This window comes from Vibrio sp. M250220, from assembly GCF_036533795.1.
GTDB lineage: Bacteria > Pseudomonadota > Gammaproteobacteria > Enterobacterales > Vibrionaceae > Vibrio.
On the sequence record NZ_JATABI010000003.1, the window covers coordinates 88,945 to 112,899 of the forward strand.

The following is a 23,955-nucleotide window of genomic DNA, read 5'->3' on the forward strand; positions in this document are numbered from 1 at the left end:
GTAGCTGACGCTTCCTTAAATAATAAAAAGCCAGTCGTGTGACTGGCTTTTTCAATCTGGCGATTATCGCGAGCGGGAAAATTGGAATGTCGTTTGATAACGATATTCCTCTCCCGGACGTAGAATTACACCTGACTGCGGCCATTGTGGGTGATTGGGCGAGTCCGGCAAAAACTGCGTTTCTAGGGCTAATCCCGCATAATCTGCATACTCTTTTCCCGCTCTCGCTGGCGTACCCGCTAACCAATTGCCGCAATAGAGTTGCATCGCGGGTTTGTCAGTTATCACCGAAAGAGACACTTGCTGATCCTGACTGGTCAACGTCGCTACAGGCACACTGGTATCACGTTGTGGATCAAACCAGTAGCTGTGATCATATCCCTTAGCGGCTTGTTGTTGCTCATCCGCTAATAAGTCTTGAGCGACACTTTTGACTCTGCGGAAATCAAAACCAGTACCTTGGACACTGACCAAATCGTCAAGTGGGATACCATTCTCATTCGTCGGCAAGTAGTAATCCGCTTCGATTTGCAGTTGATGTGAACGGGCATCCAACTCACTCTCTGTACCATTGAGATTAAAATAAGCATGATTGGTCAAATTTATCGGCGTCGCTTTGTCACAATGAGCGATGTATTCAATATCGAATCGTCCATCATCATGGAGCTGATAGCGCAGTTGAACATCAAGATTCCCAGGGAAACCTTGATCCCCATCGGCTGAACTCAAGCCAAAAATAATGGTATTGGTTTGCTGTTCGACCACTTGCCAGCGCCGCTTATCAAAACCCGAGATGCCACCATGCAAGCAGTTACCAGCCTGGTTCACAGACAACTGATATGACTGCCCATCAAGCGTAAAAAGCCCATTGGCAATGCGGTTCGCATAGCGGCCAACCGTTACCCCCATGTAACTAGGCTGACGCTCAAAATCTGCCATGGTCCCTACACCTAACAAAACTTCACGCAGCTCACCACACGCCAAAGGCAAACGACAACTGAGCCATGTTGCTCCGATGTCCATCAACACAATGCGAACCCCACTCACATTGGTTAATTCAAATAACTGAGCGGGCTGACCGTCATAGGCAAGCTGCTCAGTCATGGTGCGAAAAAGAGAATTTTCCATCAACAGTCCTTAGTACATTTCAATCAGGCCGGCGCCATCTTTGGCCTGACAAACGTAGATAGACTCTTTTAATCCGGTTGCGACTTGATATTGCTCAGCAACAGCTGCTTTGACTGGCTCGACAAGTTCAGGCGGCATTACTGCAACAATACAACCACCAAAGCCGCCCCCCGTCATACGTACACCGCCTTGCTCGCCAATAACCGCTTTAACAATATCCACTAAGGTGTCAATCTCTTTGACGGTAATTTCAAAATCGTCACGCATAGAAATGTGCGATTGTGCCATTAACTGCCCCATACGCTTGAGATCGTTTGCACGCAATGCTTGAGCGGCTGCAAGTGTTCGCTCATTTTCGGTGATTACGTGACGAGCACGCTTAGCGACCACTTCATCAAGCTGATCTGCTTTCGCTTCAAACTCAGTCATAGTGACATCACGTAACGCTTTAACACCAAAGAGACTGGCCGCTTGCTCGCATTGTTGACGGCGAGTGTTGTACTCACTGTCCACCAGACCGCGTTTTTTATTGGAGTTAATGATCATGACGGACATATCAGCAGGCATAGAGACAGATTCGGTTTCCAAGCTTCGACAATCTAGCAACATTGCATGATTTTCTTTGCCTTCAGCGGAAATCATCTGATCCATAATGCCGCAATTACAGCCAACAAATTCATTTTCTGCCTGTTGACCATTGAGCGCAATCTCCGCCTGAGAAATCTCTAGCTGATAAAGCACTTTAAAAGTTTGACCTATCACGACTTCTAGCGCAGCAGAAGAACTCAAGCCCGCGCCTTGCGGTACGTTACCACTCACAGAAATATCTGCACCGCCAAACTCATAGCCTCGGGCGAGCAAACACTTGACCACACCGCGGATGTAGTTGGCCCACATTTTATCCTTAATAAAAGTGATCTCTTGGGTGATATCAAATTCATCGGTTTGGTTTTCGTAATCAACGGCAACAACTCGTACAATACTATCGTCACGTTTCGCCGCAGCAACGACCGTTTGATAGTCGATCGCACATGGCAATACAAAACCATCGTTGTAGTCGGTGTGTTCACCAATAAGATTGACGCGCCCTGGAGCCTGAATGATATGGCTCGCTGCGTAGCCAAGTACTTGGCTAAATGATGCTTTCACACTGTTGATTAGTTCTGACATAAAGCCCTCTAGAATTCTGTTAAATTTTTCATGCCAGCGCTTGCACCGCATTGCTGGCTAAAATGGTTGGTTACTTCTGCTCTTTGTAATGAACATCACTCAAGTCACGAAGACGTTGCGCAGCTTGTTCTGCGGTGAGATCACGTTGGCTTTCGGCCAACATTTCGTAACCAACCATAAATTTTCGTACTGTGGCACTGCGCAAAAGTGGTGGATAGAACAGTGCATGAAGCTGCCAATGTTCAATATCCGTCCCCTGTTCAAAGAAGGGGGCATAATGCCAGCCCATTGAGTAAGGGAATGAGCATTGGAACAAGTTGTCATAACGGCTGGTCAACTTCTTGATCGCCACGGCAAGATCATCGCGTTGTTCGTCAGTCAATTCACTCATACGGCGAATATGCTTTTTAGGCAGTAACAGGGTTTCAAATGGCCATGCCGCCCAATATGGCACCAAAGCTGCCCAATGCTCGGTTTCCACCACAACTCGTAAACCGTCTTTCAATTCAGCATTCACATAGTCCACCAGCAAATTGCTGCCGTGTTGTTGGTAGTAGGCTTTAAGATTCTGCTCTTTGCGTTCGATTTCATTCGGTAGGAAACTGTTCGCCCAAATCTGACCGTGTGGGTGAGGCTGAGAACAGCCCATGGTTTCCCCCTTATTTTCGAATGCCTGAACCCAGATGTAGTGCTCACCTAACTCTTCGATCTGACGGTTCCAAGTATCTATCACACCGCGGATCTGAGTCACAGAGAGTTCTGGTAAGGTTTTGCTGTGATCAGGAGAAAAACAGATAACTCGACTCAGCCCTCGAACGCCTTGTGTTTTGAACAATGGATTGTCTGATTCAGGTGCATCTGGTGAATCTGGCATTAATGCAGCAAAGTCATTACTAAACACATAAGTGCCCTGATAATCTGGGTTCACATCCCCCGAAATACGTTGGTTTGTTGGACATAGAAAACAATCTGCTTGATATTCAGGTAGTTCATCTACAGCCGCCTTCTCATCAGCGCCACTCCAAGGTCGCTTGGCTCGATGTGGCGATACAAGAATCCACTGCCCAGTTAATGGGTTGAATCGGCGGTGTGGATGATCCACAGGGTTAAACTCAATCTTCGACATCGTACTTACTCAACTACTTAAACTATTTTCAAATCAAATATGGTGTTAGGCGGAATAACCCTGAGGGTTGTTTGACTGCCAATTCCAAGTATCGGCTGTCATTTCATCGATACTGCGCAGCGCGCGCCATCCCAACTCTTTTTCAGCCTTTTCAGTGCTTGCCCAGCACTCTGCAATATCACCAGCTCTACGAGGGCATATTTGGTAAGGAACGGCATGTCCACAGGCACGACTAAACGCCTCCACCATCTGCAATACACTCGATCCTTTCCCCGTGCCTAGGTTGTAGACATGCAAACCATGTTGACTCCCCACAGAGTTCAGTGCCGCGATATGCCCGTCAGCGAGATCCATGACATGTATATAGTCGCGGATACCGGTACCATCTTGTGTAGGATAATCGTCACCAAAAATAGACAAGCGCTCACGCCTCCCGACAGCAACCTGAGCAATGAATGGCATCAAGTTATTTGGAATACCTTGGGGATCTTCCCCCATCGTTCCAGAAGGGTGTGCTCCAACAGGATTAAAGTAGCGTAACAACGTGATGCTCCAGTCCTGCTCAGCAGCAAACAGATCACTGAGGCACTGTTCAACCATATATTTGCTGCGACCATAAGGGTTTGTCGTCGCTCCAGTTGGCGACTCTTCGGTGATAGGAACTTGTTGAGGATCGCCATAAACAGTGGCAGAAGAGCTGAAAACAAGGCTTTTTACACCCGCTTTACGCATCGAACGAGCAAGAACCACTGTGCCATTAACATTGTTGTCATAGTATTCGAGGGGCTTTTCAACAGATTCACCAACCGCTTTTAGCCCAGCAAAGTGGATCACCGACGTGATGTCATGTTTCGAAAATACAGAATCGAGAAATGCTTCATCACGGATGTCACCGACGTAAAACGTCGGTGTTTTACCAGTCAGAGCATCGATACGAGTAAGCACCTCTTCTTTGGCGTTGCAAAGATTATCTACAATAATGGGGTCAATACCTGCTTCAATCATCTGCACACAAGTATGACTGCCTATGTATCCCATACCGCCGGTAACAAGAACTTTCACTATTCGATCTCCATCAATCGGTGAGCAATACCATGCTCAAATCTCTTCGATGGCAAAAGTCTATCAATCAACGACGTCCAAGATCCGTGATCAATTTCGCGTTATGTAAACGTTTCCACAAAATTAACCATAAATGACCTTCAAGATTAGTGTGATAAATGGTTTAGTTAATCAAAGTTGATGACCGATTGGCCGTAGTAAACAGATTACCGCTGAAGCTTTTTCCATTCAACATTCGAATAGATAACAATGTTTGCTATTTTTTACTAAAAATCGGTACTTGATCGGTGTGATTGTTTACAATACTTGGCATAGTTAGATTGCCTACGTAAGCGCAACAAGTAATAAAGGGACGTAATAATTAATGGCAACATTGAAAGATATTGCGACGGAAGCGGGGGTTTCCTTAGCTACCGTATCAAGGGTACTTAACGACGATCCAACATTAAGTGTTAAGGAAGAGACTAAGCACCGCATTTTTGAGATCGCAGAAAAGCTAGAGTATAAAACCAGTAGCTCCAAGAAAGCGGCGCTAGCTAGAAAACAAAATCATCACTTTATGGCGGTATACAACTACCCTCAGGAAGCGGAAGTCAACGACCCCTATTATCTTTCTATCCGCCACGGCATCGAAACTCAATGCGATAAACTAAACATTGAGCTAACAAATTGTTATAACAATGAAATCGTCGCAGCAAGCAATAAGATAACGGGTGTTCTTTTGGTTGGACGAAGCAATCCGAACACCTTAGCCCAGTTGACTAAGATGACTGACAATATTTGCTATGTCGACTTCAGTGACTGTGACTCTGAATTCGATTCTGTCGACATTGACCTCAAACGAATCAGCAAACAAATCACCGATTTTTTCATCGACCAGGGCTTTAAACGTATTGGTTTTATTGGGGGGCAGGATAAACCCAATTGTGCCGACATTCGTGAAATTGCCTTCGCTGAATATGGGCAACTTAAAGGCGTAGTGTCACTTGATGATATCTATCGTGGCGAGTTCACCAACTCATCTGGGTATAAGCTTGCTAAAGAAATGCTGGCAAAACCGGACTTCCCTAGAGCGTTATTTATTGCCTCGGATTCAATTGCGATTGGGGTGTTAAGAGCCATTCATGAGCACGGGCTTAATATCCCTGAAGACATTTCGCTTATTAGTGTGAACGATATTCCTACCGCAAAGTTTACGTTCCCATCCCTGTCTACGGTGCGAATTCACTCAGAGATGATGGGCATTCAAGGCGTTAACCTTCTCATTGAAAAAGTTCGTGATGGTCGCGCCCTACCATTACAGGTTTATGTTCCGAGCAAGCTAAAACTAAGAGGCACCACTCAATGACTCCAGAGCAGTGGCTAGCCATTCTCACTCCGCATCTTGAACAATAAAATTAATCAAACAGCATCTCTAAGGTACTGAATTTCAGTGCCTTTTTTATTATTTAAAACTCAAACCCATGCAGCTACTCCCCCCTCACCCAGCAATAAGATGTGGTTAAACATTATTCTTTAATCGTGATCACAGCTTTCACCTACCGACTCGAATAAATCGTGATCCAGTTAAAGTAAAACGTTTTCACCAATTTATTTTAGTAAAAGTTTTACTAATATCTTTCCCATAAGCTCACTGAGCATTTTTTAACAGAACGTCGGCAGTCATCGGACGCTTTAAGCCGAGGGAGAGCAATCGTGAACAATTGGGAAAACTTCCTACACCTACATGAGAACCGCATGGCACCACGTGCCTATTTTTTCTCATACGATTCCGTCAACAGCGCACAAACTTTTCAACGCGAGCTCAGCAACCACTTTATGCTGCTAAGCGGACAGTGGCGTTTTAACTACTTCACAAACCCGCTCTTGGTTCCTGAGGAGTTTTACACTGACAAGATGGAACAGTGGGGCCAGATTACGGTTCCAAATATGTGGCAAATGGAAGGCCATGGCGATCTTCAATACACTGATGAAGGTTTTCCTTTCCCAATTGATGTTCCTTTTGTGCCAAGCGATAACCCAACTGGCGCTTATCAGCGTAATTTCACTCTGAGCGAGAGTTGGAATGATCAACAAACCATCATCAAATTTGATGGTGTGGAAACCTACTTTGAAGTCTATGTAAATGGTCAATATGTCGGTTTTAGCAAAGGGAGCAGACTTACCGCCGAATTCGACATTTCAAAATACGTAGTACAAGGCGATAACCTTCTGTCAGTGCGCGTGATGCAGTGGGCTGACTCTACCTACATCGAAGATCAGGATATGTGGTGGACCGCCGGCATCTTCCGTGATGTTTACCTTGTGGGTAGACCACAAACCCATGTGCAAGATTTTACCGTCCGCACTGACTTTGCCGACGACTACGTCGCAGCAACGCTCTCTTGTCAGGTGGAACTTGAGAACCTTAGTAACCAGCAAGCGCATGGCTACTCACTAGACTACGCTCTGATGGATAAAGGTCAGGTTATTGCTCAAGGCTCATGCAGTAACCTGACTATCGACCAATCTGCTCAGGCTCGCTTTAACATCGAAATGACCCACCCAGTTCACTGGACCGCTGAAAATCCTTACCTTTATCAACTTCTGATCACTCTGCGTGATAATCAAGGCAACATCTTGGAAGTGATCCCACAACGAGTTGGCTTCCGTGACATTAAGGTGCGTGATGGCCTGTTTTACATCAACAATCAATATGTAATGCTCCACGGGGTTAACCGTCACGACAACGATCATCTAAAGGGTCGCGCTGTGGGAATGGAGCGCGTCGAGAAAGACATCGTGTTGATGAAGCAACACAATATTAACTCTGTGCGTACAGCTCACTACCCTAATGACCCTCGCTTCTATGAACTGTGTGATATCTATGGTCTGTTCGTTATGGCGGAAACCGATGTAGAAACTCATGGTTTTGCCAACGTGGGAGATTTGAGCCGAATCACGAATGATGCCGCGTGGGAAGCTGTGTTTGTCGAGCGCGCCGAACGCCACATCCACGCACAAAAAAACCATCCATCCATCATCATGTGGTCGATGGGCAACGAATCAGGCTACGGCTGTAACATCCGCGCGATGTGCGCGGCAACTAAAGCGATTGATGACACTCGCCTCGTCCACTATGAAGAAGACCGTGACGCGGAGGTTGTTGATGTCATTTCAACCATGTACTCACGTGCACAATTGATGAACTATTTCGGCGAGTTCCCGCACGAAAAACCGCGCATCATCTGTGAATACGCCCACGCTATGGGTAATGGCCCAGGTGGTCTGACTGAATATCAAAATGTGTTCTACAAACATGATCACATCCAAGGTCATTATGTTTGGGAATGGTGTGACCATGGCATTTTAGCCCACGATGAGAAAGGTAAGTCTTTCTACAAATACGGTGGTGATTATGGTGACTACCCTAACAACTACAACTTCTGTATGGATGGTTTGATCTACCCTGACCAAACTCCAGGCCCAGGCTTGAAAGAGTACAAGCAGGTGATCGCGCCAGTAAAAATCCGCGCTATCGACCCACAAATGGGTAAGTTTACCATTGAAAACAAGCTGTGGTTCTCAGACATCAACGATTACACCATTACCGCAGATATTCGCGCCGAAGGTGAGACTTTACGCACCGTTCAATTCAAAGTAGCTGACTTAGCCGCCAACTCTGAACGAGACATTGAGATTGCGATCCCTGAATTGGATCAACGTGAAGTCTTCGTCAACTTTACCGTGCGTAAAGATAGCTGCACTCTCTACAGCGCGGCTAACCACGATATTGCGGTTTACCAATACCCAATCAAAGCAAATACGGCAACCACTACAACTTATAGTAACGCCAACGCAACCAGATTAAATATCGAGGAGAGCCGTCTTGGTTATTTGATTGAGGGCCATAACTTTGCAATTAACTTCTCGAAAGTCAATGGCAAGCTAACCTCGTGGTTGGTCAATGGTGAGGAGCTGATCAAATCTGAACCGAAGCTCAACTTCTTCAAACCAATGATCGACAACCACAAGCAAGAGCATGAAGGATTGTGGCAACCTGCCCACCTTCAAATCATGCAAGAGCACTTCCGCACCCTCAATGTTGAGCTGATTGATGGCAAAGTCGAAATCACCACGACCAGTATCATCGCGCCACCAGTATTCGATTTCGGGATGCGTTGTAGCTACCGCTACCAGATCAACGCTGAAGGACAACTCAACCTAGAACTGAGCGGCGAACGCTATGGCAATTACCCGCATGTCATTCCTGTGATCGGTTTAGATCTTGGGCTCAATGGTGAGTTCGAACAGGTCAAATACTATGGTCGTGGCCCAGAAGAAAACTACCAAGACAGCAAGCAAGCCAACATGATTGATGTTTACCAGACAACCGTCGCTGATATGTTTGAGAACTACCCATTCCCTCAAAATAACGGCAACCGTCAAAACGTTCGCTGGGCAGCTTTGACTAATCGCAATGGCACCGGTTTGTTAGTAAAGCCTCAGCAAGAGATCAACTTCAGCGCTTGGTTCTACACCAACCAAAATCTACATCAAGCTCAGCACACAATTGAGCTTGAGAAAAGTGGTTACATCACTCTGAATCTCGACCACAAATTGATGGGACTTGGTTCCAATTCTTGGGGCAGTGAAGTGCTCGATTCATACCGTGTCTACATGGATGAGTTTTGCTATGGCCTGACGCTAATGCCACTGCAAGCGGGTGACTGTAACGCCCAAGCACTGGCTGCACACAACTTTGGTGACGCCTTCTTTAAGAACAAGCGTGTCACAACAACTGATGTAAACGAGGCATAACCCATGATCGTGTTAGAAAGCTTAGAGCAATTCAAACAAGTGTACCGCAATGGTCGTAAATGGAACCGCTGTGTTGAGGCGATTGAAAACTGCGTCAACATCAAAGATGGCGTAATGCACTCCATTGGCGACTCACTGGTGTACATGATTGAAGATGGCATTTCACTGAACAATGACACTTTTATCGGTAACCGCCGCTACTTTGATGTGCACTACTATCTGGAAGGCAAAGAATCAGTAGAATTTGCGGATAAGTCTCAGCTACAACAGCTTGAGGCGTATAGCGATGAAACGGATCGTGAATACCTGATAGGTAAAGGGCAAGTACGTGAACTGAGCGCAGGTCAATTGGCCATTTTTGACAATAGCCAAGGCTATCGTTTCTTAGGTGACAACCGAGTGCGCAAAGTGGTGCTGAAAGTAACCATCGAAGATGGCTACTTCCTCAACAAGTAACCAAGACATTCATACCAATAACAACGAGGGGCGATGCCTGTCGCATCAGCCTCTCGATAAAACCCTACAAACACGTGACTCTTCGGAGATATAACAAATGTCTGATACCAAACGTAACACCATAGGCAAATTTGGCTTGCTGTCCTTAACCTTCGCTGCCGTATTCAGTTTCAACAACGTCATTAACAACAATATTGAAATCGGTCTAGCATCGGCACCAATGTTCTTCTTAGCGACCATCTTTTATTTCATCCCTTTCTGCTTAATCATCGCTGAGTTCGTTTCTCTCAACAAAGATTCAGAAGCTGGGGTTTATGCTTGGGTTAAAAGCTCACTCGGTGGTCGCTGGGCATTTATTTCTGCTTACACTTACTGGTTCGTAAACCTGTTCTTCTTTACCTCACTACTGCCACGCGTTATCGCCTACGCTTCCTATGCATTCCTTGGCTATGAGTACATTCTGACACCATTCGCGACCACTGCTCTCAGTATGATCCTGTTTGCGTTCGCAACTTATGTATCTACCAACGGCGCAAAAATGCTGGGGCCAATTACTTCCGTCACTTCATCATTAATGCTGTTACTGACTATCTCGTACATCTTGCTTTCTGGCGCTGCGCTACTTGGCGGCGTAGAACCGGCTGACCCAGTAACTGTTGAAGCAATGATCCCTGATTTCAGTTGGGCATTCCTTGGCATTACTACATGGATCTTTATGGCTGCGGGCGGTGCTGAGTCTGTCGCGGTTTACGTCAACGACGTTAAAGGTGGTTCTAAGTCTTTTGTAAAAGTGATCATTATTGCAGGTATCTTTATTGGTGCGCTTTACTCTGTCTCTTCTGTACTCATCAACGTATTTGTCTCTAGCTCAGAGCTAAAATACACAGGTGGCTCAGTTCAGGTATTTGAAGGGCTAGCAAGTTACTTTGGCCTACCTGAAATCCTGATGAACCGTTTCGTGGGCTTGGTTTCATTCACAGCCATGTTTGGTTCTCTACTAATGTGGACTGCAACACCTGTAAAAATCTTCTTCTCAGAAATTCCTGAAGGTATCTTTGGTAAGAAAACGGTAGAGCTTAATGAAAATGGCGTTCCAGCACGTGCAGCTTGGGTACAGTACGCCATCGTATTCCCACTAATGATTATCCCAACCTTAGGCTCAAATACAGCTCAGGATCTTATGAATACGGTGATCAATATGACCGCAGCGGCTTCAATGCTCCCACCGCTGTTCATTATGCTGGCTTACCTAAACTTGCGCCTAAAACTGGATCATCTAGAACGTGATTTCAAAATGGGTTCACGCATGACAGGGATTGCCGTGGTTTCGATTCTGATCGGTATCTTCACTGTGGGCTTCCTAGCGTCAACGTTCCCAACAGGCGCAGACATCATGACCATCATTTTCTACAACGTTGGCGGCATTGTTATCTTCCTAGGTTTTGCTTGGTGGAAGTACAGCCAATACGAAAAGTCACTCAATGATCAAGAGCGCTTACAAGAGGCCGCGCCTGCCGTTACCCTAAAATAATAATAACAACCCCTTTTGGGCACCCTAGTGGTGCCCTTTTTTGTTTTGTCTATCACTGTCAACTACGACCTTCACGAACAGAAAAGCGTCTTTTCGGATCATTTATCCAGCTCAAGACCAGATATAGTGATCAGCAAGGTGCGCGGCCGCCACTTGCTTGTTCTGTCATATCAACAATAAGGTTAATCACAATGACTAAACTCAATACCATAGCACCCGTGTTATTTCTGGTGATGTGGAGTAGTGGTGCGGTGATCGTTAAGCTCGGCTTGCAGTTCTCTTCACAGTGGAGTTTTCTAGCCCTGCGGGCTCTGATTTCTCTGCTCTCTGGATGAGCATTGTTGCCTCTGTAGGAGCCTTGCCATTGCTGATGTATATGGTCAACAAAGAGAGCTCGGACAAAGTCAGCGTATTGTTTTATGCAGTTCCGGTACTGACTTACCTATTTGATCACTTGCTGTTTGGCACGGCATTAAGCAGTACGGCCTTGTTCGGTATGGCTTTGGTGTTATCGGTGCTTGGATGGCGATTGCACTCGATGAGTGGTTCCGAGGTTTAATCATGGCGAGGCGCTGGCGTTCAAAAGTCTGGACGCGCTTCACCTTGAGTTAAGTTTAAGGGCGCACAATGCGCCCTTAACTATTTATATCGCCTCAATGCTAAGCAATAAGCAAGCTTCAGGGTCAAGAATAGGCAGACTGAGACCAACTGTGGCTAACCACTCACCTTTGAGTGTAATCTCTCCCTCATGCCACCAGGTTTCACCCTCTTTCATCAACTGAGCGCTGGATTGGGGGTAATCCACCAGACGAACTATATAGCACTTTTGTGGTTCCAAATGTTCAATCAATAAAGGTTCCGGCAGGGCATAGTCTGGCATCGCTTTTTGACATACTGTAATCAGGGTTTGCTGAGCTTTTGTCACCCCATAGGCCAAACGGGTCTGGTCACTGCTGTCGAGATAAAAACTGTCACCGCTATGCAGCAGCTCTCGATACTGTTTATGCAACGCAATATACTTGGCAAAAGCCTGTTTCTCTTGTTCACTCTCTTTAACCGGGTCAAGTTCAACCCCCATATGACCATTGAGAGCTGTCAGACCGCGCAGGTTAATATCATGACAGCGTCTTGTGGTATGGCTGTGGGACGGCCCGATATGCGCCCCCATCACCTCGGGTGGAAAAAAGATCCCCATGTGCTTTTGGATAGTTTGCCGTTCAAGTGCATCGTTGCAGTCGGATGTCCAGAAACGACAGGTTCGTTTAAGGATTTCATAATCAACCCGACCACCACCTGAGCTACACGACTCAATTTCAACATTAGGATGAGCGGAAACCAGCTGGTCAATAAGTCGATACAGAGCTTTGGTCTGACCATGTACTGCTCCACTCCCCTGATGAGTCGCCTGAACCAGCTCGCGGTTCATGTCCCACTTAACATAGCCAATGTTATGCTCACTGAGCAGGGTATCCAGACTGTTAAATAAATACTGAAAACAGTCACTGTTTTGCAGATTCAGGACATATTGATAACGCCCGGTCGGCTGCTGATACCCCTCGGCTCCAAGCAACCAGTCTGGATGCTGGCGAAACAGGTCAGAATCTGGGTTAACCATCTCTGGCTCAACCCAAATACCAAACTCCATTCCCAAAGAGTTAACATGTTCAATCACTGGCTCCAGACCATTTGGGTACTTGCTTGCATCCAATATCCAGTCTCCCAATGAAGACTTGTCATTGTTACGGCCTTTAAACCAGCCATCGTCAATGATGAAACGTTCAACCCCCATCTGAGCTGCCTGAGTCGCCATTTGGCATATATAATCAGGGTCATGGTCGAAGTAAATCCCTTCCCACGTGTTAAGGTGGACGGGGCGCAACTTGTGACTTTCAAAAGGTAAAATCTGCTGTCGAACGTAGGTATGGTTTGCTTTGCGAATACCATTGATACCTTTTGGACTATAGGTAGCTAAAAGCTCTGGAGTGGTGTAACTCTGCCCTTGTTTAAGAATCACTTCCCCGGGAATAAGCCACTCACCTGCCTGCAGTAATCGACGGCCATCACTTTTCACATCTGCGCGCCAATGATGATTACCACTCCATGCTAAATGAAATCCCCACACTTCACCGGCTTGATCAGAAAACCCTACTGTACCCAGCAGGCAACCGGGAAAGTATTCATGGGAAGTGCGACCTCGACGGTTTTCCACCAACCAGGAACCGTGGTTGATGGTCTGGCGCTGAGACTGAAACTCCCGACTCCAGCGACCATGATAACTTTCCAACTCCGAAGCCCTGAATGGTAGCGGAAGTGTCAGCGCCAGTTTGTTTAACGTGTACTCCTGTTGGCTGACGTTGCTCAGGGTCATCTGTTTACTCAACACCCCTGTACTATCGAGCTTAAGGCAGATTGTTAAGATAAGTTGGGCCAACTCATCCTGACAAACAATCTCAACCTCATTGCCAGATTGAGTGTGACTGAGATAATCAAGCCGAGGCATGCTCGCCAGACCATTGCGATGCCCTTCAATCGCCGAAGAGCCAAAACTGCCCCGCCCTAACTCAGGACAAAGAGTTAAAGGAACATCATGATCCAAACGTGCCTGAGGCACCGCACGCAACTGACTTTGTGCCAGAGAATCAAACTGCTGAGCATCTAAGCAATTAATAGACATCCCCCAATAGAGCACTTCTGGAGCAGGGCTAAGTTTGATCACCAGTGACACATTATCACTGTGTAGTTGTACGAACTGATTCATCAATCGCTCCTTAAATGACAAAGCTTAGCGTGAGCTGATAGCGATAACGCTTTTCAAGTAACTGGTAATGCTGATGGACACTTGGCGTCCATGAATCATCACCACCAACCCCCATATGGAAACCATCAAGGCGGACATAAATGCTACCTTGCTTGACCAGTTCATTGGTGTGTTTGGCTGTAGCCAGATTCTCCTGACTAAACTCACTGACCGCAAAATGGAAATTGCCTCGTATAAAGAGTTCCCCCACCTGCGCTTGGCTAACATCACAACGTAAGCCATTCTCTGACGGGAAAATGTAGTCGGTATGCATCAGCTCTACAGAAGAGTGATAACGGCCAAAATGGGCGGAAAGCTTTCTGTCAGGATAGTTCTCATGCGGACCACGACCAAACCAACTCACAGGTTGCTGATGTTCACTCACACCATGGTCATACAGCGCCAGCTCCATACCTATCCTTGGCAATGGGGGCAGTCCATTAGCCAGCTCGACATCGACATCTATCGAAACATCACCACTTTGCGAAATCTGATAGCGCCAGGTAGAAAGTATTAAAACTTTACCCGCTTGCAGATAGGTCGCTTTAGCCACAACCTGCACACCTGCCTTGTTTTCACTCCATTCAAAATCAATCGATTGACGCTCAAGAGAGGCCAAGCCAATAGCCTGCCAACGAGCGAACCAAGAGTTGGGGTCGAGTCGATCCGCTTCGCTAGTACCAATATCATTGTCTAACGGGGCGCGATAGAAGTTATCCAAAACAGGCTGAGTCAGTTTTTCGTTGTCGTTTACTTTCCAACTGCAGATAGCACCGAGCTGCTTATCGAACTCAATAGCAAAAAGATCACTGTAGACCAACAGCTTTTCAGGACTATCAGAGACATTAGCCAGCCAGGCTGGATTGGCGTCTGGTAGTACTAACTGAGCGTCGACCGATAATTCAAACTGTTCACTAGCCGTGATATGTCCAACCTCCGCCCATGGTGTTGCCTGGTTAAGCACTACATCAAGATTAAGGTGATAACGAGCGCCTGCTTTGTCGCGTGCAGCGCTGTTTTCCAGTACCAGTTCAACGCTTTGCTGACGGTCAATCACCAGCTCAATCTGACCACAATCAACCACAACCCCATCCTCTAACACTTGCCATTGAAGTGTTTCTCCTAGTGAGGAGGTAAATAGTTTTTCGCTGCTAATGCGCAGAGTAAGCGGTGCCTGATCGATTAGATTAAACTGATAAAACTGCTGTGCTTTCTTCACTTCGAACAGCGTCGGATGAAGGGTTCGATCCGGGAAAATAAGACCATTGATACAGAACTGGCGGTCATTGATTTCATCACCAAAGTCACCTCCGTATGCCCAGTATTGATTGCCCTGCTCATCAACCTTAGTCAAACCCTGATCGACCCAATCCCAGATAAAGCCCCCTTGCAGACGAGGATGATCGCGAAAGGCCTTCCAATAATGACTGAAACTGCCTAAGCTGTTGCCCATCGCATGAGCGTATTCACACAGAATCAAAGGCCGTTGTTCGTCAGGTAAGGCGATGGACTTTTTGATTCCTACTCGCGGTGTCACATGTGGCTGGTGAGCAACAACAGGTAGATCCCAGTCCACACGGGCATACATAGGGCAGATAATATCTGTCGCAGCGGTCATTGCACCGCCCCCTTCGTACTGTACTGGTCGTGACGGATCACGCTGCTTAACCCATTGATACATAGCATGATGGTTGCTGCCGATGCCAGACTCATTACCTAACGACCAGATAATCACTGATGGGTGGTTCTTGTCACGCTCGACTAAACGCGTCATACGACGCATATAAGCATTGAGCCACTCACTATCGTCAGACAAGCGGCACATAGGAAACTGACCGTGAGTTTCGATATTGGCTTCATCGACTAAATAGAGACCATACTCATCACACAGTTGGTACCACAACGGATGGTTAGGGTAATGAGCGGTGCGCACTGCATTGAAGTTGTTTTGTTTAAGCAACTTGATGTCGCGAAGCATATCTTCACGCGTCATCACATGACCTAATTCAGGATGGTGCTCATGGCGGTTCACACCACGAATCAACAACGGCTGCCCGTTGACCTTGAGCTGCCCCTGACTGATCTCAACCTGCCTAAAGCCAACGTCATAGCTTTCGCAGTCCACTAACTTACCCTGCTCATCCAACAAACTAATCACCACTCGATACAGGGTCGGTGATTCTGCGCTCCATAACTGTGGGGCATTGATATTTAAGCTATGGTTGACTTTGTCACACCATGGGCCTTTTTCGTCGACAAACTCGACTCCAGCACTGGCATCCTGAGTAATGACTAACTGCTGTTGAGCATCATAAAGACTAACTCTAACCACATGCGGTAGATTCTTTTTTGACAAGGTCGTCGCGACCTTCAGTCTGGCATCGCGGTAACTGTCGTCTAGCTCAGTCACTACCTCGACATCTTTAATATGAATGACAGGTTTACTCAGTAAGGTGACGTCTCGAAAGATACCGCTAAGCCACCACATGTCCTGATCTTCGAGATAGGAGCCATCGCTCCACCTCAACACCATCACGGTAATTTGGTTGTCACCATCAACAAGCAAGTGTGACAAATCGAACTCTGCCGCTAGTCTTGAGTCTTGCGAGTATCCGACCCAATGACCGTTACACCACAAATGAAAGGCACTATTCACTCCGTCAAACGTAATGGTGGTTTGCGCTTCACTGGCGGAAAAATCAAAATGGCAGCGATAAACACCGGTGGGATTGTGCTGTGGCACCAACGGAGGCGTGTCAGCAAACGGATATTTCACATTGGTATATATAGGTTTATCAAAACCTTGCAGCTGCCAGTTTCCCGGCACCGTTATTTCACTCCATTCACTATGATCAAAACTCTTATCAACACACTCAGCGGGCACATCTTCCGGCCTTTCGAACAGCTCAAAGTGCCAACAACCATTGAGGCTAAGCTGCTTCTCCGATTGAGACTTGGTTAAAGCGTTCTGTTCGCTTGAATAAGCATGAAGAGGAGCGTGCGCGGGTAAAACATTATGGTGAACCACATGCTGGTTCTCCCATTCTCGCGCCGCTATGATTTGGCTAAAAGTTCTCATCACAGCACCCTAAAGATAAGAGAAAAGAGAGCGCCCCCATTTGGCAAGGCAGTGCTCTGAAGGTAACACCACCCCAAATAGAGTGGTGCCATCCTCTACTTGCTACTAACCAGTAAATAGGGAACGTCAGTAGCAAGTAAGGGAAGATTTATTGCTGAATTACTTAAACGTACGCTGACGTACTTTTTCTAGTTTTTTCAGAATATTGTCGATACGTTCAGGTTTAACCATAAACTCCTGGAAACCCTTCATACCTTCTTTAGCCATCGCTGGATCGGTATCGCGATCGTAGAACTGAGCCGTACCCTGAGCGCCAGCAAGCATCTGAACACCTTTGTTGAGGAACTCATCATCCGCTGCTTTAGCTTTGTTGTTGGTCGGGATTTGTAGGATAGATTCATTGATCAATTGCTGAATTTCAGCCTGTGCGACAAACTCTAAGAACTTACGTGCGTCCTCTTTGTTCTTCGCTTTGGTAGGGATATGAATAGTATCCATTGGCGCATCTTCTGCTACAGGAACTGAAGCATCAATAATTGGGAACTGGAAGAAACCCATTTTACCTTGCATATTTTCAGGGAAGTTTGGCGTAATGAAGTTACCAATCAGGTACATAGCAGCTTGACCGTTGTATAGGAATGGCTGCGCTTCTTGCCATGAGTAAGATGCATGGTTATCAAGGAAGTAACCCGGCTCAACCAGTTCAGCCCAGTTGGCAAAAGTTTTCTTCACACGCTCATCAGTGTAAGGGATCTTGCCGTCCATAAGGTCAATGTGGAAATCAAGACCGTTAGTACGCAAGTTGATGTAATCGAACCAGCCAGCTGCTGTCCATAAGTACTTAGTACCGATAGCAAAAGGAGCAATATTGTTCTGTTTCAGCGTTGCTGAGGCGGCTTTCAGCTCCTCCCAAGTTTTAGGTTCTGCAATGCCATACTGCTCAAAAATATCTTTACGGTAGTAAACACCCCACTGGTAATAGGTGTAAGGCACACCGTATTGCTTGCCGTTAACCGTCATTGCCGGAGCTGCAGCCGCAAAGTCCTGCTTCATATTTTTATCAGCCCAGATATCGCTTACATCTTCAAACAGGCCACGATCAACAAAAGTTTTCATACGGTTACCCGCATACCAGAACACCACATCTGGTGGTGATGTCACCAGCCAGTTACGAATCGTGGTTTTGTAGGCTTCTTTATCATACAGGTTGTACTCAACCTTGATGTCTGGGTTTGCTGCTTCAAAGCGTTTAACAATCTCTTGCCAGGCGGCTTTGGGTGCAGGGTCAGCCTGATCTGAGTTAATCACTAGAGTTCCGGCCCAAGCGGTAGTCGAGAGTGTTGCCCCGAGAACTGCAGAGGCAGCAAGATGTTTCACGTATTTCATATTCAGGTCCTTGTTTGTGAGCAGATGCTCATGGGTCCAATAGTTATATTTATTAACGACATAAAAGAGCTGACCAGCCAGAGAAGAGTGACTGGCAAGCTGTGAAAACTAACCTTTGGTCGCACCAAGAGTTAAACCAGCGATAAAGTGACGCTGCATAGTAAAGAACAGCACCACGGGAGGAATTGCAGCAACAATGGCGCCAGCAGAGATAAACTGCCACGATGCCAGCCACTGACCTTTAAGTGAACTTAAGCCTGCGGTAACAGGTCGCACTTCGTCGCTTTGCACCAGCACCAGAGCCCAGAAGTAATCATTCCAGATAAAGGTAAATACCAGCACAGCCAATGCCGCCAAAGCAGGGCGAACCAATGGCAAAACAACATGCCAGAATATTTTCCACTCGCTGACCCCTTCAACTCGTGCCGCCTCAATCAATGCATCCGGAATACCGACAATAAAGTTGCGCATAAACAGCGTGCAGAAGCCGGCTTGGAAGGCGATGTGGAACAGAATCAATGCCCAGTGAGTATCGTATAGGCCAAAGCTAATGGTCAGGTCACGAACTGGGATCATCAGGATTTGGAAAGGGACAAAGTTACCGGCGATAAACAGCGCAAAGATCCAGACATTGGCTTTGAACTTGTACTTAGCCAAAGCGAAACCAGCCAAGGTAGACAGAGCAACCGCACCCGCTACCGCAGGTAGAGTGATCAATAAACTGTTAAACAGATACTGACCCATCGACGTTGAGGTAAATACCTGAGTGTAGTTCTCGACCAACTGGAACTCACTTGGCCATCCCCAGTAGTTACCAGTATTGATGTCTTCGATGCCACGAATAGAGGTCATCATCACTGCGATAAGAGGCAGTAGCCACATCACTATCGCAATAGGTAGCGCGACGCGGTAGCTGATATTGGCAAAGCGTCCCGCTTTTTGAATCGGTTGTGGGTACATTATTTTTCACTCCTCAACATACGCCATAAGAAGTAAGCGATATACACATCCATGATGAGGAACAACACAACAGAAACAGATGCGCCATATCCCATTCGGTAGTTGAAGATCGACTCTTCATACATTTGGTACGCCAGAACTGTCGAACTGCCCCACGGACCACCAGCGGTCATAGTGGCAACTAAGTCAAATGAGCGCAGCGCGCCAATGACAGTCACGACAATAGCAATAAAGGTAGCTGGACGAAGTTGAGGGATAACCACATACCAAAGCATGCGCCATTTCTTCGCTCCATCAAGACGAGCTGCTTCAATTTGTTCTGGGTCGAGATTGTTTAAACCTGTCAGATACAAAATCATGCAGTAAGAGATTTGTGGCCATAGGCCTGCTGCGATAATGCCGTAGGTGACATAATCTTCATCAGCAAGAATTGAAATAGGTTCTATGCCAAACGCGCCAAGCACCATATTGAACAGACCAAACGACGGATCATAGAACCATGCAAACACCAAACCCACGACCACTTGAGAAATAACAAATGGGAAAAAGAACAACGACTTAACTACGCGAATCCCTTTTACCTGTTGATTAAGGAACAGTGCAATTGCCAAGCCGATGGGTGGCGCCAGCATAAAAAACACCAGCCACATAGTATTGTTCTTTAGAGAGGTATAAAACGCTTCAGAGTCAAACAACTCACGGTAGTTATCTAAGCCAACCCAAACTTTGTCCCCCAGACCATCCCACTCATAGAAGCTAAGCCAGATACTATCTAAAATTGGATAGATAACGTAAATAGCAAAAATAGCCATTGCTGGGGCTAAAAACAGCCATGGTGAAAGCTTTGCGCTTACCCTTGCTTTACGTCTTGCGGAAGGAAGACGATTTTCGGGGTATATCGTTTTCACAGATTGCTCCATTTCGTGTGACTCCTTGTCACATCCTTTAGTTATATCCACTTCAATAAACGCTATTAAAAGTAGACAGAAAGTTACTAAAGGATGAAGTTTTATCTAATCTACAATTACATATTAATAACTATGATGATTAAATACATACCGACAAATCATTTTTGTAAACGTTTCCACAAAAATGCTCATTTTCCACTAAATAACCATGATCACGATCAACTATTTCCCCTTACGAGGTAACAAAAATCTATCAAGCGAGTATGTTTTATACATCAGGCGATATTTGTGCTGTTTTAACGCGCATGATTCGCTCACTAGAAAAGTATTTTGAGCCATAAGGCAAGGAGTAACTATGGCTGACATCAGCTTAAAACAGGTCATCAAACGCTATGGGGATGTGCAGACCATTCATGGTGTTGATCTGGAAATAGAGAACGGTGAGTTTGTTGTCTTCGTTGGGCCATCAGGTTGTGGCAAATCGACACTTTTACGTCTTGTTGCTGGACTAGAGGAGATCTCAGGTGGAGAGATCCATATAGATAACCAACTGGTCAATGATGTAGATCCCGCCGAACGCGGTGTTGCCATGGTGTTTCAGTCCTACGCTCTCTACCCGCATATGACAGTGGAAGAGAACATGGGCTTTGGCCTCAAAATGAACGGTCAGCCAAAAGCGATGATCGATAAACAGGTTCAAAGCGCAGCGAAAACTCTACAACTTGATCATTTACTTAAGCGCAAACCAAAAGAACTTTCTGGTGGTCAGCGTCAACGTGTTGCTATTGGTCGCGCCATTGTCCGCAACCCGAAAGTCTTCCTGTTTGATGAGCCACTCTCAAATCTGGATGCCGAGCTACGTGTCGACATGCGCTTGCAAATTGCCAAGCTGCATCAAGATTTGCAAAACACTATGATCTACGTAACTCATGATCAGATTGAAGCCATGACTCTGGCCGATAAGATCGTGGTATTGCGTGACGGACGTGTAGAACAGGTTGGCTCTCCACTTGAGCTATACCATAAACCACAGAATGAGTTTGTTGCCGGGTTTATTGGTTCTCCTAAGATGAACTTTATCCCAACCAAGGTTGAGTCTTCTAGTGGTCAAGGTTTACAACTGGTTAGTGAGGATGGTTCCGTGTTCACCTTGCCAGCAGTACAGCGCTCTTTGTCTGCAGGTGACAGCATTACATTAGGCATTCGTCCGGAACATCTGGAAATTGAACTGTCTGGGGATGTTCATTTTAACTTCCAGAGTGAAGTGGTAGAAAGGCTTGGCAACAGTACCTATATGTTTGGTCAGGCTTGCGGTGTTGATGGCTTTAAGGTCCATCTGCCTGGCGATCAGGAAGTGACAAAATTCCAGACAATGGACTTAAGCTGTAAACATTCAGATTGCCATCTTTTTGATCAACAAGGTCTGCGGGTGGAGTAACTGTGTTGATTTCAGTGGCTGAAGTTAGATCTCAGTCACTGAGTCATTAAATATTGTCGTATTGCATGTTCTATACTTGACTTAAAGCTATGTGAAATCATTACTTTATATGCAAATACTGACGTCAGAAGCACGGACTCGCCACTGGCAACAAATTAAGCAGGCCTTTTATCAAGACAAGCTCCTTTATGGTTACGTCCTGTTTACGACCATTGCTTTGTATTTGATGTCGCTAATGTTTAGCTACGCTTCTCACATCGAGTACAGCGCATTTACTTACCTCAGCACCCTGATTCGAATCTGCTACATCACCTTTCTCACATGGAGCAGCGCCTATTACCTTTATCTTCTTTATCACCGTCGACCTCATCCGATACAAGTCTATATCAAAACCCTGATCGGTTTCTTTAATCCACTTTCAAAGGCGATAAGCTTTATTCTGTTGGTATTAGCGCTGAATCTCACTTACTCATGCTATTCGTATCTTAAGTCTGTAATACCGGACATCAAACCATTTCAGTATGACTTGGCTTTCTATGAATTAGATAAGTGGCTTCATTTCGGAGTTTCACCCTGGGAGATCACTCATGGGATCTTCTCTTCCCCCTTTGCGACCTATGGGATCAACTTTCTCTACCACCTATGGTTTCTGCTTATGTGGGGGATGACATTGTTTTTTATCGTTCGTCGTGACCTAACTCATCTTCGCAATCAGTACTTGATCGCTTATATGTCAAGCTGGCTTTTGATAGGTGGTATTACCGCCACTCTGCTCTCTTCTGCAGGCCCTTGCTATACCCACTTACTCAATCCCGAGCATACTCACTATTTGCCGTTGATCGATTTGCTCAACGATCAAAGTCGCATCATGGTTGAGGCGGGATGGTTTCCCGTCTGGGCCTTAGATGTACAGGATACCCTTTGGCTTAACTACTTAGGTCGCGAGGGAGGCATTGGAGCGGGTATTTCGGCGATGCCGAGTATGCACGTCTCCGTTGCGATGCTGATGGCATTAGCCAGCTACCAGTACAACAAGAAACTTGGCTTACTCATGTGGGCATACATGATTTTCATCCAAATAAGCTCTGTCCATCTTGCATGGCACTACGCGATTGATGGCTATCTAAGCATCATATTGACGTTACTCATCTGGAAAGGCTGTGGTTGGATATCTCATCGACTCACTAGCGAACCGTCTCAGTAACGATTTGTCGAATCCAGCAGTTCTTTTCTTCATACTGATTGGCTTTGGCAAACAATAGGCGAATATCAAAATCAGGGATCTCAATCGGGCTAGTGATCGCTTGCAGATCATGTGAATACATTTCCATTTCAGCAAAACGTTTCGGCACAATACACAGTAATTTCCGACCTAGTAACAAGCGTCTGATAGTAAGAAAGTTGCGTGATGCCACACCTACTATTCTGGTATATCCGAGCTTATACAATGATTTATCAACTTGAGTTTGCAGACTACCATCAGGGCTAACTAAGGCATGTTCTACTGCGACAAACTCCTCAATCGACATCGTATCACCTGCTTCAACCGTATTAGGATCGAATAAGCACAAGTGTTGCTCTGTATAGAGCAGCTCAGACAGAAAACGTCGATTAAGGTTTTCGATACTTCCAATCACGATATCCAGCGCTTCGCTGTCAACGATATCTACATAATTGCTGCGATTGACGTTAAAAAAACTGACCTGTGAATTTGGTGATTGGTGTTTGATCGCGTCGTACAACGCTGGCGCAAAAAGCTGCTCAGCGTAATCCGTTAGTCCTATTTTCCATACGCCAGTATAGCTTTGCGGAGCAAAGTGCTTCTTAACCAATAAGTCATTCTTAATGCTACCAAGCAGCTTATCGATCACTGGAGCAATGTCTTGAGCGTGCCGAGTCGGCTGCATCGTCGCCCCCACTCGTTCGAATAAAGGATCATCAAATAGCGCTCGCATTCTCTGCAACGTATGACTCATAGCAGACTGACTGACAAAGCACTGTTCCGCCGCTAGGCTAACACTGTTGGTTTGGTAAAGAGCTTGAAACGCCACCAGTAAGTTAAGGTCGATCCCTTTCCAGTTAAACTCCTTCATGAACCTATCCTGTTTAATTCA

The 23,955-nt window shown here is 46.1% G+C and carries 16 protein-coding genes and 1 pseudogene; 7 read left to right on the plus strand and 10 right to left on the minus strand.

Going from position 1 to position 23,955, the window contains the following annotated elements; genetic code table 11:
* Positions 1-63 precede the first annotated feature (63 nt).
* From galM to galE, 4 genes are all read right to left on the minus strand, one after another.
* Complete coding sequence (gene galM / locus QTN94_RS02015) at positions 64-1,128, minus strand: galactose-1-epimerase (protein ID WP_331426687.1); 1,065 nt, start codon at positions 1,126-1,128, stop codon at positions 64-66.
* Between the two features lie 9 nt (positions 1,129-1,137).
* Entirely contained in the window at positions 1,138-2,298 is a 1,161-nt protein-coding gene (gene galK, locus QTN94_RS02020) for a galactokinase (RefSeq protein WP_331426688.1), read from the minus strand.
* Between the two features lie 70 nt (positions 2,299-2,368).
* Entirely contained in the window at positions 2,369-3,424 is a 1,056-nt protein-coding gene (locus tag QTN94_RS02025; RefSeq protein ID WP_331426689.1) for a UDP-glucose--hexose-1-phosphate uridylyltransferase, read from the minus strand.
* A 45-nt stretch (positions 3,425-3,469) separates the two neighbouring features.
* Positions 3,470-4,486, minus strand: a complete 1,017-nt coding sequence (gene galE, locus QTN94_RS02030; RefSeq protein WP_331426690.1) for a UDP-glucose 4-epimerase GalE — start codon at positions 4,484-4,486, stop codon at positions 3,470-3,472.
* 364 nt (positions 4,487-4,850) lie between these two features.
* Between galE and ebgR the strand changes: the two genes are divergently transcribed.
* From ebgR to QTN94_RS02055, 5 genes and pseudogenes are all read left to right on the plus strand, one after another.
* Complete coding sequence (gene ebgR, locus QTN94_RS02035; protein ID WP_331426692.1) at positions 4,851-5,834, plus strand: transcriptional regulator EbgR; 984 nt, start codon at positions 4,851-4,853, stop codon at positions 5,832-5,834.
* A gap of 347 nt (positions 5,835-6,181) precedes the next feature.
* Positions 6,182-9,286, plus strand: coding sequence for a beta-galactosidase subunit alpha (gene ebgA, locus QTN94_RS02040; RefSeq protein ID WP_331426693.1), 3,105 nt, complete (start codon positions 6,182-6,184; stop codon positions 9,284-9,286).
* 3 nt (positions 9,287-9,289) lie between these two features.
* On the plus strand, positions 9,290-9,742 hold the full coding sequence (locus tag QTN94_RS02045) for a beta-galactosidase subunit beta (protein ID WP_138970430.1): 453 nt from the start codon (positions 9,290-9,292) through the stop codon (positions 9,740-9,742).
* Positions 9,743-9,839: 97 nt separating this feature from the next.
* A complete protein-coding gene (locus QTN94_RS02050; RefSeq protein ID WP_331416488.1) occupies positions 9,840-11,273 on the plus strand; it encodes an amino acid permease in 1,434 nt (477 codons plus the stop codon).
* A gap of 331 nt (positions 11,274-11,604) precedes the next feature.
* A pseudogene (locus QTN94_RS02055) lies at positions 11,605-11,724 on the plus strand (DMT family transporter); the annotation flags it as partial.
* Between the two features lie 192 nt (positions 11,725-11,916).
* Here QTN94_RS02055 and QTN94_RS02060 read toward each other — a convergent pair.
* The 5 genes from QTN94_RS02060 to QTN94_RS02080 all read right to left on the minus strand — a co-directional run bounded on the left by QTN94_RS02060 (position 11,917) and on the right by QTN94_RS02080 (position 20,415).
* Positions 11,917-14,031, minus strand: a complete 2,115-nt coding sequence (locus tag QTN94_RS02060) for an alpha-galactosidase (protein WP_331426694.1) — start codon at positions 14,029-14,031, stop codon at positions 11,917-11,919.
* A 10-nt stretch (positions 14,032-14,041) separates the two neighbouring features.
* Positions 14,042-17,149, minus strand: a complete 3,108-nt coding sequence (locus QTN94_RS02065; RefSeq protein ID WP_331426695.1) for a beta-galactosidase — start codon at positions 17,147-17,149, stop codon at positions 14,042-14,044.
* 159 nt (positions 17,150-17,308) lie between these two features.
* Entirely contained in the window at positions 17,309-18,535 is a 1,227-nt protein-coding gene (locus tag QTN94_RS02070) for an ABC transporter substrate-binding protein (protein ID WP_331426696.1), read from the minus strand.
* A 108-nt stretch (positions 18,536-18,643) separates the two neighbouring features.
* Positions 18,644-19,495: a carbohydrate ABC transporter permease gene (locus QTN94_RS02075; RefSeq protein WP_331416484.1), complete on the minus strand. Its 852-nt coding sequence runs from the start codon at positions 19,493-19,495 to the stop codon at positions 18,644-18,646.
* Positions 19,495-20,415 carry a carbohydrate ABC transporter permease gene (locus tag QTN94_RS02080; protein WP_331416483.1) on the minus strand — a complete coding sequence of 307 codons (921 nt, stop codon included), beginning with the start codon at positions 20,413-20,415 and terminating at the stop codon, positions 19,495-19,497. The genes QTN94_RS02075 and QTN94_RS02080 overlap by 1 nt, the downstream gene beginning before the upstream one ends.
* Before the next feature lie 343 nt (positions 20,416-20,758).
* Here QTN94_RS02080 and QTN94_RS02085 point away from each other — a divergent pair, with 343 nt between their 5' ends.
* Together QTN94_RS02085 and QTN94_RS02090 are read left to right on the plus strand one after the other, a co-directional pair.
* Entirely contained in the window at positions 20,759-21,841 is a 1,083-nt protein-coding gene (locus QTN94_RS02085) for an ABC transporter ATP-binding protein (RefSeq protein ID WP_331426697.1), read from the plus strand.
* 91 nt (positions 21,842-21,932) lie between these two features.
* Positions 21,933-23,045 carry a phosphatase PAP2 family protein gene (locus QTN94_RS02090; protein WP_331426698.1) on the plus strand — a complete coding sequence of 371 codons (1,113 nt, stop codon included), beginning with the start codon at positions 21,933-21,935 and terminating at the stop codon, positions 23,043-23,045.
* Here the strand turns inward: QTN94_RS02090 and QTN94_RS02095 are convergent.
* Positions 23,026-23,934, minus strand: coding sequence for a LysR family transcriptional regulator (locus QTN94_RS02095; protein WP_331426699.1), 909 nt, complete (start codon positions 23,932-23,934; stop codon positions 23,026-23,028). The two genes, QTN94_RS02090 and QTN94_RS02095, sit on opposite strands and share 20 nt — an antisense overlap.
* Positions 23,935-23,955 lie beyond the last annotated feature (21 nt).

Excerpts from the sequence above, each read along its gene's own strand:
- QTN94_RS02045 (WP_138970430.1), top strand. The coding sequence starts at position 9,290 with ATGATCGTGTTAGAAAGCTTAGAGCAATTCAAACAAGTGTACCGCAAT.
- QTN94_RS02050 (WP_331416488.1), top strand. The coding sequence starts at position 9,840 with ATGTCTGATACCAAACGTAACACCATAGGCAAATTTGGCTTGCTGTCC.
- galM (WP_331426687.1), bottom strand. The coding sequence starts at position 1,128 with ATGGAAAATTCTCTTTTTCGCACCATGACTGAGCAGCTTGCCTATGAC.
- QTN94_RS02095 (WP_331426699.1), bottom strand. The coding sequence starts at position 23,934 with ATGAAGGAGTTTAACTGGAAAGGGATCGACCTTAACTTACTGGTGGCG.
- QTN94_RS02070 (WP_331426696.1), bottom strand. The coding sequence starts at position 18,535 with ATGAAATACGTGAAACATCTTGCTGCCTCTGCAGTTCTCGGGGCAACA.
- QTN94_RS02025 (WP_331426689.1), bottom strand. The coding sequence starts at position 3,424 with ATGTCGAAGATTGAGTTTAACCCTGTGGATCATCCACACCGCCGATTC.
- QTN94_RS02075 (WP_331416484.1), bottom strand. The coding sequence starts at position 19,495 with ATGTACCCACAACCGATTCAAAAAGCGGGACGCTTTGCCAATATCAGC.
- galK (WP_331426688.1), bottom strand. The coding sequence starts at position 2,298 with ATGTCAGAACTAATCAACAGTGTGAAAGCATCATTTAGCCAAGTACTT.
- QTN94_RS02060 (WP_331426694.1), bottom strand. The coding sequence starts at position 14,031 with ATGAATCAGTTCGTACAACTACACAGTGATAATGTGTCACTGGTGATC.
- ebgR (WP_331426692.1), top strand. The coding sequence starts at position 4,851 with ATGGCAACATTGAAAGATATTGCGACGGAAGCGGGGGTTTCCTTAGCT.
- QTN94_RS02085 (WP_331426697.1), top strand. The coding sequence starts at position 20,759 with ATGGCTGACATCAGCTTAAAACAGGTCATCAAACGCTATGGGGATGTG.
- QTN94_RS02065 (WP_331426695.1), bottom strand. The coding sequence starts at position 17,149 with ATGAGAACTTTTAGCCAAATCATAGCGGCGCGAGAATGGGAGAACCAG.
- QTN94_RS02080 (WP_331416483.1), bottom strand. The coding sequence starts at position 20,415 with ATGGAGCAATCTGTGAAAACGATATACCCCGAAAATCGTCTTCCTTCC.